This window comes from Blautia intestinihominis (assembly GCF_040096655.1).
GTDB classification, from domain to species: Bacteria; Bacillota; Clostridia; order Lachnospirales; family Lachnospiraceae; genus Blautia_A; species Blautia_A intestinihominis.
Genome location: NZ_JBBMEI010000001.1, coordinates 196949 through 212021 on the forward strand (window position 1 = coordinate 196949; position 15073 = coordinate 212021).

The 15073-nt window shown below is 39.0% G+C and carries 10 protein-coding genes; 7 read left to right on the forward strand and 3 right to left on the reverse strand.

All coding sequences use genetic code 11. The features are described from left to right. Positions 1–2 precede the first annotated feature (2 nt). From WMO75_RS00840 to WMO75_RS00870, 7 genes are all read left to right on the forward strand, one after another. A complete protein-coding gene (locus tag WMO75_RS00840) occupies positions 3–626 on the forward strand; it encodes a DUF5038 domain-containing protein (RefSeq protein ID WP_117942314.1) in 624 nt (207 codons plus the stop codon). Next, a complete protein-coding gene (locus WMO75_RS00845; RefSeq protein WP_117457431.1) occupies positions 623–3802 on the forward strand; it encodes a TraG/VirB4 family ATPase in 3180 nt (1059 codons plus the stop codon). The genes WMO75_RS00840 and WMO75_RS00845 overlap by 4 nt, the downstream gene beginning before the upstream one ends. A gap of 54 nt (positions 3803–3856) precedes the next feature. After that, positions 3857–7840 carry a VaFE repeat-containing surface-anchored protein gene (locus WMO75_RS00850; protein WP_349054912.1) on the forward strand — a complete coding sequence of 1328 codons (3984 nt, stop codon included), beginning with the start codon at positions 3857–3859 and terminating at the stop codon, positions 7838–7840. 869 nt (positions 7841–8709) lie between these two features. After that, positions 8710–9120, forward strand: a complete 411-nt coding sequence (locus WMO75_RS00855; protein ID WP_004223692.1) for a zinc-finger-containing protein — start codon at positions 8710–8712, stop codon at positions 9118–9120. A gap of 14 nt (positions 9121–9134) precedes the next feature. Further along, entirely contained in the window at positions 9135–9704 is a 570-nt protein-coding gene (locus WMO75_RS00860) for a sigma-70 family RNA polymerase sigma factor (RefSeq protein ID WP_054337558.1), read from the forward strand. Positions 9705–9717: 13 nt separating this feature from the next. Then, positions 9718–10404 carry a cell division protein gene (locus WMO75_RS00865; protein WP_349054915.1) on the forward strand — a complete coding sequence of 229 codons (687 nt, stop codon included), beginning with the start codon at positions 9718–9720 and terminating at the stop codon, positions 10402–10404. 13 nt (positions 10405–10417) lie between these two features. Beyond that, positions 10418–10858 carry a hypothetical protein gene (locus tag WMO75_RS00870; protein WP_059085287.1) on the forward strand — a complete coding sequence of 147 codons (441 nt, stop codon included), beginning with the start codon at positions 10418–10420 and terminating at the stop codon, positions 10856–10858. Between the two features lie 277 nt (positions 10859–11135). On the opposite strand, the gene WMO75_RS00875 is transcribed toward WMO75_RS00870, so the two are convergent. From WMO75_RS00875 to WMO75_RS00885, 3 genes are read right to left on the reverse strand one after another with little or no spacing between them, the layout of a single operon-like run. Continuing rightward, positions 11136–12017, reverse strand: a complete 882-nt coding sequence (locus tag WMO75_RS00875) for a sensor histidine kinase (protein ID WP_179966168.1) — start codon at positions 12015–12017, stop codon at positions 11136–11138. Positions 12018–12030: 13 nt separating this feature from the next. Then, complete coding sequence (locus WMO75_RS00880; protein WP_059085286.1) at positions 12031–13632, reverse strand: ATP-binding cassette domain-containing protein; 1602 nt, start codon at positions 13630–13632, stop codon at positions 12031–12033. Between the two features lie 19 nt (positions 13633–13651). Next, complete coding sequence (locus tag WMO75_RS00885; RefSeq protein WP_025580532.1) at positions 13652–14902, reverse strand: radical SAM/SPASM domain-containing protein; 1251 nt, start codon at positions 14900–14902, stop codon at positions 13652–13654. Positions 14903–15073: the final 171 nt, after the last annotated feature.

The following is a 15073-nucleotide window of genomic DNA, read 5'->3' on the forward strand; positions in this document are numbered from 1 at the left end:
TTATGAACAGAAAAAAAGCAATTCTGGCTATCTTTATGATGGCCTTTTTAATTATCATCGGATTTGTCTTTCCCTCCATCTGGAAATCCCAAAAAGGAAACAAAAAATCCGAGACAGAAAATACTCAACACGATAATAATGAAAATACCGAGACAGAACAAGCAGAAAATAACGAATCCATAAGCTTTCAGGATTTTGAAGCTTTGGAATACTTTTTCTCCAAGGAACAGGTGAAACTTTTTCAGGAAGAACTGACCTCCTATCTTAAAAACGTAAAACAGATGTCTCTAACTTCCATCCGTTTCCTTGCTGATGATACTACCTATCCCAATGCTTCTGATATTAATTTTTTGTTCCAGCTTCCGGATAAGTCCGTTCTTCCTGTGTACTACACTTCCCCTACTGGAAGATTCTTTTTCGGTGAGGAACGTACCCCTGATTCTGGAAAAGAAATCATCTATGAACGTCCGACAGATGACAAACTTCCTTCCATCACAACAGAGGAAATTGAACAGTTGCAAGAAGGAGGTTATGACGATACCTCCGTGAATTCGGAAAAAGCTGCCCCTGTCACAGAAGTTCCTGAAACTCCTTCCATGGAAGAACCAAAGGAGGTGCAGCCATGAACAATACTGAAGAACAACATCCTGTCTTCATCCCTCGCAATTTTATAGAAAAAGGGACCTTTATGGGCGGAATGTTTAAAATCCGTAATGCCATCGAAGGCGGTGTCCTGGCAATCCTGATCACCATTCCTGTTATCAATCTGCCTCTGACACTCACTGTCAGGATTATTATTCTCTGTATGACTGCTCTGCCTGCAGCTATGATTTCTCTAATTGGAATCGGTGGAGAAAGCATTACTGCGTTTTTAATGAACGCTCTGCGTTTTCTGAAAAACCGCCGGGTTATTTACCGTATGGATGTACATCCGGAGCCGAAAAAAAAGTACCGGATAAAAAAGCCCCGCAACAAAGAACCAAAAACCAAGAAACGCAAACGGCATCCAAAACAACCTGCAGAATCTTCTTCTGAAAAGAACTGCTCACAGATGTCTTCCGAAGAGGAGACAAAAGAATCCTCTGCTATTAAAAAAAAAGAACGCCGGCAGTTTGACACTTCTACAAAACGTGGAATACGCAAACAGGCTCGTGAAGACATCCGGATTCTTAAATATGAGTCCCGACAATTAAAAAAAGAACAAACCGCTGCACGTAAAAGTGCGAAAAGGCAGGCAAAACTTGAAAAACAACAGATAAAGCAGCAACTTTCGGAGGAACGAAAAAAAGAAAGAACTGCGAATAAAGCTTCCAACCAGCCTCCTGCTTCCGGGAAAAGCAAAAAGAAAAAGCGAAAAGAAATCACCTTGGAAGATTATCTTCCTATTGATAAGATTGCCAATGGTGTTATCTACACGACAGACCATCGTTATGTAAAAATCCTGGAGATTGAACCGATCAATTTCCTCTTACGCAGTGCCAGGGAACAACAGGGGATCATCTTCAGTTTCATCTCCTACCTAAAAATCAGTCCTGTGAAACTGCAGATTAAGATGATCTCCAAAAAAGCGGATATCAACAAACATCTGGAACAGTCCCGTTTGGAAATGGAACGGGAATCAGATCCTAACTGCCGGCAGTTACAAAAAGACTATATCCAATTTGTCCGGCAGTTAAGTTCCAGAGAAGCGGTTTCCAGACGTTTTTTCCTAATCTTTGAATACGAACCTTTCAATGTGAATCGGAAGGTGGAGGAAAAGGAAATCCTGGCAGCTTTGGAAACTGCTGCACAGACCGCAAAAACCTTTCTATATCAATGCGGCAACGATGTGCTGGTTCATGACAATGAAGATGAGTTTACAACCGATGTACTCTACACTTTACTGAACCGTACCAAATGTACCGAAACACCTTTGCCAAAACGGATTAACCAGGTACTTACCCGCTATATGGAATCTGGCCGTGAGCAGGAAGTGGATAACATCCATATCAATGAATTCATTGCACCAGAGTCTTTGGACTTTAAGCACAGCAACTATGTGCTGGTAAATGGCATCTACCATTCTTACCTGCTGGTGCCGTGCGATGGTTACAAAGCAAAAGTAATGCCAGGTTGGCTGTCCCTGCTTATCAATGCTGGCGAAGGAATTGACATTGACTTTTTTCTGCATAAACAGCCCAAAGATAAGATCCAGCAACGTCTTGGACAGCAAATCCGGATCAACCGTTCAAAGATCAAAGATGCCTCTGATACCAATGCGGATTTTGATGATCTGGATTCTGCCATCCGTTCCGGCTATTTCCTCAAACAGGGACTTGCTAATAATGAAGATTTCTATTACATGAATCTTTTGATTACAATTACGGCAGGTGATCTGGAAGAACTGCAATGGCGGATTCAGGAGATGAAAAAACTTCTCATCTCACAGGATATGGATCTGCGGTCTTGTTACTTCCTGCAAGAACAGGGATTTTTATCTTCCCTTCCTCTTGTAAACCTGGATAAGAAGCTCTATGAACTCTCAAAACGAAATGTCTTAACCACCGGAGCTGCCAGTTGCTATCCTTTCGTCAGCTACAGCATTTGCGATGACAACGGCATCCTATTTGGAGTAAATAAGCATAACAACTCTTTAGTGATTGCTGATATTTTTGACTCCAAACAATATAAAAACTCCAATATTGCGATTCTTGGCACTTCTGGATCCGGAAAAACCTTTACCATGCAGACTATGGCACTTCGTATGCGGCGTAAAGGAATCCAGGTATTTATCATCGCACCGTTAAAAGGTCATGAGTTTTATCGGGCTGCCAGAAATGTAGGAGGAACCTTTATCCAGATTTCTCCTGCCAGCCAAAACTGCATCAATGTCATGGAGATCCGAAAAGTAGATAACTCTGTCAATGAGCTGCTGGACGGTCCAACTTTAGACGCATCTGCCTTAGCCAGTAAGATTCAGCGTCTGCACGTTTTCTTTTCTCTGCTCATTCCAGATATGAGCCATGAGGAAAAACAGCTTTTGGACGAAGCACTGATTAAAACCTATGCAAGAAAGGGAATCACCCATAAGAATGAATCCCTCATTGATCCCAAACACCCGGAGCATTATAAAGCGATGCCAATTCTTGGAGATGTATATGATGTTTTGATGGAAACCGAAGATACCAAACGGCTGGCTCACATCCTGAACCGTCTTGTCCATGGCTCTGCTTCCTCTTTTAACCAGCAGACCAATGTAGACCTGACCAATAAATATACTGTTTTGGACATCTCAGAGCTGACCGGCTCCAGCGATCTCTTAACGGTGGGGATGTTTGTTGCTCTGGACTATGTATGGGATAAAGCCAAAGAAAACCGTACCGAAGAAAAAGCTATTTTCGTAGATGAAGTATGGCAGCTCATCGGTGCTTCCAGTAACCGCCTGGCCGCTGAATTTGTTTTGGAGATTGCCAAGATTATCCGGGCATACTCTGGTGCCGGTATTTTTGCAACCCAGGATCTTAATGACTTTTTTGCTCTGGATGACGGAAAATATGGAAAAGGCATTATCAATAACTGTAAAACCAAAATTATTCTTAACATGGAAGATGAAGAGGCACAACGTGTAAAAACCATTCTTCGTCTTTCCGAAACCGAAGTTATGAATATCACCCATTTCCAACGTGGAAACGGACTGATTTCAACAAACAACAATAATATCACTGTGGAATTTAAAGCTTCCAACCTGGAAAAAGAATTAATTACCACAGACCGACAGGAACTCCTGGAAATCTTGAAACGCCAGGATAAAAAAGTCGGTTAATGTTACCTGCAGCCCGAATATGGCTGCTTTTCTTTTTAACAAAGGAGGAGATTTATGTTAAAACCAGCAAAACAACCTCATATCCGGCTAACCGCCCTTTTTCTTTGTGTCACGATGTTTCTTAGCACACTCTTTTTCAATGCCCATACCGCTTATGCTGCAGATGGAACCATTGATTATACGGCAGGAGCCAAAATTCCATACGGGGACTATTATACTTCCCGCATGAGTTTTGATGGTAATAATACGGCTTATTGCGTTGAACCATTAAAGAAAACACCTGCTTCCGGACAATATCCTTATAATCTTTTAGGAAAGGATTCCCCACTTAGAAAAGCACTCTACTATGTCAATGGTGGATACGGCTACGAAAAGCTCATAAAAGATCAATATTTCCAAGGATGGTCCGATGACAACTCTTATGTCATTGGTCATCTGGTCGTTTCCTATATCCACGCTGGAAATAACGGGGACACCGGTGCCTTCCATGGCGCACCTCAAAATTATATTGACAAAGCATTGGAAGTTGCCAACGCCATTGAAGGGCTTCCTGCCCCACCAGAATCCTTCCGTGCTTTTATCGTTCCTGGCGATGCTTCCCAAACTTTTGCAGGAAGCTGGTATCAGGTTCCAAACGGCTTTATCGAACTGCAGAAATCCTCTGCCAATACCGATATTTCCGATAAAAATGGCAATTACTCTTTAGAAGGAGCCAAATACGGAATCTACAAAGGGGAAGAACTGGTAGAAACTCTTGTTACCGATAAAAAAGGATATGCAAAATCCAAAGAACTGGCAGAAGGAAGTTACACCGTTAAAGAAATCAGTGCCCCAGAAGGATTTGCTATAGATACTTCCGCCCATAATGTTACGGTAAAAGCAGAAGGAACATCTACCGTAAAAGTAAAGGATATTCCTCAAAATAATCCCGTAAAACTGCTCCTTAAAAAGCTGGATGCTGACACACAGCAAAATTCTGCACAGGGAACCGGCTCTCTCGCCAATGCCGAATTTACAATAAAATTCTATACAGAGCAGTCAGCTACCGATCCCGGAGCAAATGGTAAGAAACCGGTTCGCACCTGGATATTGAAAACAGATGCCTCTGGAGAAATCCATTTTACAAAAGATTATTTGGTATCCGGGGATGAATTTTTCTATGCCAGTGATGGAAAGACCGTCTGCTTCCCACTGGGTACAATAACCGTACAGGAAACCAAAGCCCCTGCCGGCTATCTTCCAAACGAATCTGTTTTCGTGCAGCAAATCACCAGTACCGGTACGGAAGAAACTATCTCTATTTATAACGCTTCTTCTGTCGAAGAACAGGTCTTCCGAGGCGGCGTCAAAATTCAGAAGCGGGATCTGGAAACTCAGGGAACACAAGCACAAGGAACCGCATCTCTTGCAGATGCCGAATTTACCATTACCACTCTGAACAAACAGCCAGTATGGGTAGGTGGAAAGCTCTATGAAAATGGTCAGGCAGTGCTTACAATCAAATCGGATACACATGGTATTGCTGCAAGTGCCGCTGATGCCCTGCCCCTTGGACATTACCGGATAGAAGAAACCAAAGCGCCTTCCGGATACCTAACCGATGGTGCAAAGGCTCTTGAATTTGACATCACCCAAAATGGAGAAATCGTAGATTTAACAACAGAAGAGACTTCTGTTTCTAACCAGATTATCCGTGGCGGTGTCAAAATCCAAAAACGGGATCTGGAAACAGGAGAAGCCAAACCACAGGGAAATGCTTCTTTAAAGGATGCAGAATTTACAATCACCAATCTTGGTCCAAATCCTGTTCTTGTGGATGGAACCCTTTACGAAAAAGATCAAGTAGTTCTCACTTTGAAGACAGATGAAAAGGGGCTTGCTTCCACCAAAAAAGATACGCTCCCTTATGGTCATTACCGGGTTGATGAGACAAAAGCACCGGAAGGTTATTTGAACGAGGGAAAACTCTCTCAGGAGTTTCATATCACAGAAAATGGGAAAATTTTGGATTTAACTGCAAAAGAAACAGCGATTTCCAATCAGGTAATCCGTGGCGATTTAGAATTCGTAAAGGTATCTGACGGAGATTTAAACCGGCTGGCAAATGTCCCATTTTCCATTACCTCCAAAACTACAGGAGAAAGTCATACCATTGTAACAGACAAAAATGGCTATGCCAGTACCTCCTCAGAATGGAATAAGCACACTACAAATACCAATCGTGGGGAAACTTCTGAAGACGGAATCTGGTTTGGCTCTTCTAAACCTGATGATACCAAAGGAGCCCTGATTTATGATACCTATATTTTGGAAGAACAACGCTGCGATTCCAATGAAGGTATGAACCTCTTAAAAATTGAGGTCTCTGTATATAAAAATCACGTAGTCGTGGATATGGGAACTTTAACGGATGATCAGATTACCATTGGAACTACTGCCCTTGACAAAGACAGCAACTCCCACTTTGCCAAACCAGAAGAAAAAATCACTCTGGTTGATACCGTAGAATACGAAGGCTTAAAGAAGGGACAGTCTTATAAGCTCATCGGCACACTGATGGATCAGGAATCCGGAAAGCCAATTGAAATAGATGGAAAACCTGTCACAGCAGAAACCACCTTCAAACCAAAAAAATCTTCTGGTTCTGCAAAAGTGACCTTTACGTTCAATGCCTCTTCTCTGAAGGGCAAAACAATCGTAGTATTTGAAGAACTGTACCAGGAGGATTTAAAACTGGCTGTTCATGCGGACATTACAGATCAGGATCAGACTATCTATTTCCCAGAAATCGGGACCACTGCAAAAGATAAGGAAACAGATATGAATCTTTCCCAGGCAGATAAAGAAGTTACCCTTGTAGATACGGTAGCTTACAAAAATCTTCTGCCCGGCGAAGAATATGTTATGACTGGAACCCTTATGGATAAAGAAACCGGAAAACCTGTCGAAATAGATAAGAAAGAGGTTACTGCCGAAACCACATTTACTCCTAAAGAATCCTCTGGAACGGTAGATGTGATTTTTTCTTTTGATGGGACTTCCCTTGCCGGAAAAACCGTAGTTGTTTTTGAATCTGCTACTTATGACGGCAAAGAATTTGCAACACACGCTGATCTTGAAGATAATGGGCAGACCATCTACTTCCCGGAAATTGCTACCACTGCAAAAGACAAAGCAGACGGAGATCATTTTGCCAAAACCGATAAAGAGATTACTATTGTTGATACGGTTAAATATAGTAACCTAATTCCAGGAAAAGAGTATGCACTTACCGGTACCTTGATGGACAAAGAGACAAAAGAACCTCTTCAGGCAGATGGTAAACCGATTACTGCCACTACGACCTTTACTCCTGAAGATGCCTCTGGCAGTATTGAACTTACCTTTACATTTGATGGCAGCATCCTGTCCGGCAAAACAATTGTTGTCTTTGAGTCTTTAACGTATCAGGAAAAAGAGATTGCTGTTCACGCCGATATAGAAGACCATGAACAGTCTATCTACTTCCCGGGAATTGGAACTACTGCGAAGGACAAAGCGGATGGGGATCAGGAAGCCGTTGCTACGAAAGAAGTAACCATCATTGACACCGTATCCTACCAAAATCTGATTCCGGATACTCCATACAAACTGGTCGGCACACTGATGGACAAAACAACCCAAAAGGAAGTTATGATTGATGGAAAACCTGTCACGGCAGAAACAGAATTTACACCAAAGGATTCCAATGGTTCTGTCGAAGTCATCTTCACTTTTGATGGAAGCACATTGGCTGGACATGATGTAGTCGTTTTTGAAAAACTTTTTTCCCTTGAAGGAGAAACAGCACTTGAAATTGCTTCCCATGAGGATCTGGACGATAAAGGACAGACGATAAAACTTACGGAAGCTCCAAAAGACACACCTGAACCTTCCAAACCAGTCAAGACCGGAGATGAAACAACCGTTCTTCCTTATCTTTTACTGGCAGGTGCCGCACTCCTCTTTGCTGCAGGATTTGGTATCTTATATATCCGTAAGCGGAAAAAAGATAAGTAACTATCAATAGATATGCTCACAGGCAGCTTATTACGGCTGCCTGCTATAAAGGTGATGAATATGGAACAATCTCGTTGTAATGCCGATGCCAAACACATCCGGCATTTTTTAGATATTTGTGATGGAAATTGGCATTCCTGTATTTATGTTCGCTGTGTTTCCTGTAAAACCCCAGGTTATTGTAATGGCCCACACTTCTTATATCATCCAGATGAAAACGGCAGTCCATGTGTCCTGCCCATGGCAGATGCCCGTATGCTCTTCTCCCGCATACCGGAACCAACGGAATGTCTATCCGCCATAACACTGGAACAATTTCAGTCTTTATATGGACTCTACTTTGCAAAAGAAGCATTGACCGATAAGCCATGTCCTTGTTTTGCTTTACTGCGGCACCAGGAAGCATCTCATTATCACTGGTAAAAGGTTGCACTTTTGGCACTTTCTGCGTACAGGATAAGAAAGGAGGCGATTTTATGTTGAATTTCACTGCTATGATTCAAGGAATCGATACAATATTTACGAACTTTATTTTTATTCCTGCACTTTTAATCCTGTACCTGAAGTTTCGTCCGAGAAAGCCCTGGAACAAACGCACCAGAAATCTGTATCGGCTATGTATAGCTCTGATTTCTGTTTATGTCATCCGGATTTTCTGTGCAGGGTTCATCTTTACACCAGTAAATTACTCACGTTTTGCAGACAGCGGTTTCTTTCCGCTTATCAAGGCACTGTTCTATTCTTAGATTTTCTGCCATTTTGTGCCATTTAGTCCGAATCTGGGAGTAGTTTCTATGCCCATCCTATGGGAATTCATCACCTGCTTTCTTACAATATACGTATAAAACACGTAAGCGAGGTGAATCTTTATGAAACAGAAACAAATCCGCTGCCCATACTGCGGCAGCATCGCAATTTTAAGGGATGCGTCCTATGTATATGGAAATAAAGCGAAAGATGGAAAACTCTATGTGTGCAGTCACTTCCCACAGTGTAATTCTTATGTAGGAGTTCATCCTGGCACTACCAATGCCAAAGGAAAACTGGCAAACAAAGAGCTTCGGCAAAAAAGGATCCAAGCACACCGGGTGTTTGACCAGATATGGCTAAACCACATCTTTACGAAATCGGAGGCTTACCGCTGGATTGCTGATAAATTCTGTCTGACTGCCAAGGAAGCACACATCGGAGAATTTAGCACTTATATGTGTGATCAACTAATTCTGGAATCCATGAAGATTCTGGAGAATAACCATATCCCTCTCAGGGCCATTGGTTGAAAGGGGGGATATGTATGATCATCCCGATGACAGATGATGAACGCCGATTGACAGAGGAGTACTTATATTTGGTACCTGAAATGGTAAAAAAATTGACTACTCGTTGTGCTTATGTCTCATACGATGAGCAGCAAGACCTTCTGCAAGCCGGAAACTTAGCTTTATGCAAAGCCGCCATGAACTATGACAACACCCGTCCCTTTGCAGTTTACGCCAGAGTTGCCATACGAAATGCCATTTACAGTTATTGGAGAAAACTGCAAAAAGAACGAAAATACACCTGTTCCATGTATGCATCTTCCGAATTTGACATGGAACCCCTGCTTGTAGACCAAAAAACCGAACTATGGCAGGAACAATGTATGAACCAGGAACCCATTTATAAGCACCTGCAGTCCTTAGAAGCGAGAAGCTGCAATACACTAAGAAAAGGAATACATGCCCTGCTCCTGCAGCAAAAAGGATATACCAACCAAGAAATTTCCAAACATTATGGTGTCCCAATGAATCATGTCCGGGCATGGCAAAGCAAAGCCCGGAAATACTTACAGCAGGATACCAAATTATATACTCTTTTATCTTGAAGGGAGAACGATTATGCTGACACTTTATACTGCAGTCGGAATCCTACGATTCCAGGATTCCATAAAGGAACATAAAACACCGACAGTTATCAATAACCGGCAGGAATACGGACTGACAGAAGAAGAATTCTTTCTGTGGAGCAGCCTCGCATTTCAAATCCGACAGATCCATGAATTGCAGTCTGCCTTTTCGGAACGTTTGAAAAAACATCACCGTTCGGAAAATATTCCCATTGAACCCTACCTGAATCGGCTGCTGCTTCGAGGACTGGTTGTAAAAGGGGATGGTTTAACTGGTGTGGATGCCCTGTACCGCCTCTTAGGAGAACTTTATATCAGCCCATTGCAGGACAGTTTTTCAGTACGGCTTTTTACCTGCATCTATCTCTGCATGAAGAAAAAACTGCACACAAAGGAACTGATCCATTATCTAAAAAAGCCGGCACGGACTGCTATAGAGGACACGGTACTCCAAATAGCAAAAAAAGTACAGATTTCTACGGCAGAGCTTGTAACCTGTGTAGAACAGGGCATCCATCCACAAAATACAGAACAACTTTTGACGCAGCTCTATGAAACCTCGGATGCAACATTCCGTACCCTGGCACAGGATATCCAATTCACCCATGCCGGTTATCCTATACTGGAAGCCATCAGTAATTTGTACCTCAATAAACAGATTGCATTTGAAAAATTATAGGAAGGAGCAAATTATGCCAAAACCATTTCTTAATAAGCTGATTGTCCATGGGGCAATCGGCTTTTTCTGTGTCTTATTTGGATGTATTTACGGATTTGTAACGCACGACCAGATATTTCTCCTCATGAGTCTTTGCATCGGTGTTGGAACTGCCATACGAATTGTGAGTCTGCTACATACCATCAAGATGCATGACTATACCGAATTAACTGGAACCTGTACAAAACGTGAAGTCAGCCCACTTACCAAGAAACAGAAAATTATTTTCCGTTCCACTGACCAGAAAGAATATCACTTTACATTCGATAAAAATATCCGCCTTTTATCTGGACATTATTATCGCCTATATTTCCGGAATGTAGCAAACCTTTCGGGTGAAGAAAAGGTTACTCCGGATTTACTTGCGTATGAGGAATTATCCCTAAATGAAGATGTTTCCCCGAAGAACTCTTAGATTTCTTCTCTAAATACAATAGAAGTGGATATGCCACTTTCACATACCCACTTCTATTATGCTTTATAAGTTTTCCTTCTGCCGTCCCAGTGAAATGACAAAAACCACTCCGAACTACCACGTATTCTGTCTCAAGGATGACAGCATAACAGCAATCGCAGGGAATAATAATCTATTGTATTCCAGAAGACTCTTCAAAAAATGGACAGTGCTTTCACTTTCAGGGTTTCAAAATGCAGTAACAATATCTTTTATTTTTCTACTGTGACCAATTTTTTCATATTAAGGGCAACTTTATACTGACAGTGAAAATTCCCGCTTCATAATTCACTTGAATATCACCACTTATTTGTATTACTAGCTTTCTAGTAGCATACAATCCGATACCACTGCTTTTTATCCTTGCTTCATCTTTTGTGTAAAACAAATCAAATATAGATTTTAATTCTTCATCACTAATATAATCAGAAGGATTGCTTATTTGTATATGACAATACTCGGATTCTCCCCACATGTAAAACATTATATCACCAGTACTATACTTTAAAGCATTATCTATTAAATTACATAAAATTCTAATTAATATTTTCTCTTGAGCAAGTATCCAAATGTTTCCATGTGGCAGTCTAATATCTAATTGTTCTGAGGCACGTTTTGAATTTTGAATATATTCCTTTAACAAAGAAGTGACTACCTCTGTAATATTGACTGATTTCATATCAACTTCGCTCTCTATTGCTTCACTCCAAAACAATAAATATAAATCGTCTACTAATTTTTTTAAATAATCCGCCTTTTTTTCAATATGTTCTATATAGCTATTAACAGGTTCATTCACATTTTTTTCTAATCTAATTAACTGCAAGTAACCAATAATAACAGTTAATGGAGTACGTAAATCGTGTGATAAATTTGCTACCATCTTTTTAAAATTTTTATCCTGTTTTTTTAGCTGATGTTCTTTTCGTTCATCTTCTTTAATTCGCTTGTTGATACTAAGTGCAAGGTTCTCAATATCTTTATCCAATACATTGACCGAGTAGATATGCTCATTATGTTCTATCCATTCTATAATTCTTCTAATTTCCCTCTTCAGATGAAAAATGTATAATATGCCTAATAATATAAACACTCCTGTTATTAAAAAGACAACTAGCAAACTTCATATCTCCTTATAATATTAGAATCTCATCACATGTATTCAAGATTGCATTATCATGTGAAACAATAATAATTATTTTATGATTTTTAATTTGATCGATCAACTGTAAAAATTGTTTTTTTCCACTCTCATCCATAGCTGAGGTAGGCTCATCAAAAATCATTACCTGACCGTCTTGCACTACTTGGCGAATAATTGCAATTTTTTGCTTTTCTCCACCGGAAATATTACTTGACTTTTCATTAATTTGCAAATCCCAATTATCTCTTTTCAAAATACTATCACCAAAGCAATCAACGGCTCTCTGTATACATTTTACATCAAGCTTTCGATATAAAGCAATATTATTATATATTGTATCTGCTATTAAAGTCGGCTCCTGTTCTGTTACACTGATTACATGTTCTCTTATATAATCCATATCTAAATTTCTCATTTCTGTATCGTTCCATATTATATTCCCTTGATATTCATCTACATACATACCCATTAAAATTTTAATAAGTGTACTTTTCCCACATCCGTTTTCTCCTTTCAATCCATAAACTTTCCCCTTTTTTAAGTTTGTAGAAAAACTTTTTATGGTTTCTTTCTGGTCATATGCAAAATTCAAATCCTGAATTCTAATTTGTTTGATTTCATTAAGTCTTATACACCCCTTAGACTGCTCCTTAATTTCTAAAATAGATTTTATACGTTCAAAGGATACATAAGCCTCTTGGTATTCTTGACCGTATGCCACTATTTCTTTTCCATATTCCAAAATCATATTAAAATATACTGAAATCATATAGAAATATCCTATTTGCATATCTCCAGTAAGTATCTTTTTTCCTCCAATCCAAAGTAAAATGCATACAGATATTGCCCCTACAATCCCTTCAAGATTTGCAAATGCCTGGATAGTCGCTTGTTGTTTAAATATAGATCGATATAATTTTTGATATGATGCTACTAACCTATTTAAAAAAAATGAATCCATACTATGTATTTTTATAAACTCTATTTTTTCTAATTGTTCCTGCAGTCTGGAGAAGAAATTGGATTTCTCCTCTTTCATTCCATAACTGCAATTATAAATACGCTTTTTGAAGCCAATATATATAAAAAAATAAAGTGCTAATAAAAACATTGTAACTATAAAAGCAATCGAATCCATTTTCCAAATCATAAATAAGATTATACCCGCTGAAAAAACTGAAAATATCAATTCAGTCAAGGAGCTGATGAAAAAAATAAGTACATCATTCGCATCATTGTTTATCCTTTGAGATAAGTACGATAAATCAGTTCTGCCAATTACGAGTGGCGAAACTTTTTTTAAATGATTTACAATTTCGAAATTTAATGAAAATGCTGCATTAGTCTGTATCCTTATATAAAGTATTTTATTGACATAGCAGACAATTTCCTTACCAACATACAATAACAGTAATAAAAATATGAATTTTAACATTGCTGAATATGTTGTTTCCACATTAAACATATTAATAAATTGTCCCATAGCAGCCGGTATAAATGTATTTAACCCGCACAGTATAATACCCAACAAAAAATATATCCCATATTCTATTTTATATTGAAAAACATATTTACTGCAAAATTTTATCATTCCAATTCTCCCTGCTATTTCATTGAGCCATTTCTTTCATCAGCTCCAACATCTCTTCTGCATTCCATTTTACTGAAGAACAAATCTTATTTTTATAAGCAGCACACCCACCATAACATACTGGAAAAAATGAACAATCTTTACATTCTTGATCCTTTACGACATCATAGGAAAGCCATTCTACAAATTTATTTGTAAGTTTGATTCCTTTTTCCAAATTACCGATACTTCGTTCACTATATCCAATATCATTCCAACATTTATACAACGCTCCATCTGGACCTATCACAAATGAATTTAAGCTAATTGCTCCACATACACCATAATTGCTCGGCTTAACACCTTGGTACATAAAGCCTCTCTTAATCCCTTCTTTATAAAACGCAATCTCTTCTTTTGCGTACTGTGGTCGTTCCATACATATATGATTATTACATACTCCATTAATATCATCTACTGGTGCTAAATAATAACCAACTCTACCTTTTAAACCATATCTTTCTAGCCAATCAAATATTTCTGTTGCTTCGTTTATATTTGTCTTGTCAACATTAATTCTTATCGAAATATTCAAAATATCCGCACATTCTCTTATATTGTCCAATATATGTTCGAAGGTAGGCTGATGATTATGGAGAATCCTTCTACTATCATGGGCTTGTTTTGAACCATCTAAAGTAACTTGAATATAGTGGATGTCCATGTCTTTTAATTTTTCAGCTACTCTTCTAGTCAATTTATAACCATTTGTGACCATATCCGCATTATATTTGCAACCAAGTGGCAAAACAGACTTTATCTTTTTGGTTAATTTTTCAATAGTTTCAATTGCCAATAATGGCTCCCCTCCATACCAAGATACCGTTAATTCATGTATATGCTGATATTTTTCTTTGAGCTGCGATGTTAATTGATCCTGAACAGTCTCAGACATAGTAATATATTCTCTCCCTTTTTCATAGCAATAGGGACAACAAAAATTACATGCCATAGTTGGGGCAATAGTTAATGTAAGATTTGAATCCGCAAACCTTTCTATTTTATTTCTTATAAGCAATTCTGCAAATTCATCTTTATCATCTTCAACTAGCATACCACCCTCTAATAATGCTGACTCTAAATCAGGCTTTGAACATTTTTTCCCTTCTTTCATTTCATAATATGATTTTTCATAATCAGTATCTAATTCCAGTATTGCAGATGTGACCGTATTGTAAATCAAACAACTTTTATCTTCTTTTTTCTCTATATTGTATCTTGATAATTTCATTATTATATCCTCTTTTCTTAATCTCTTGTTTTCACAGTGTTCTTTGCAATAATGAAAATGTGCCCAGCATATTGCTGAGCACATTTTCCTTTACTGACTACAAATATCTTTAGTAACGAATTACACATGTAGCCTTTTTAGATCCACAACCTTTATCATTGTAAACCCAGC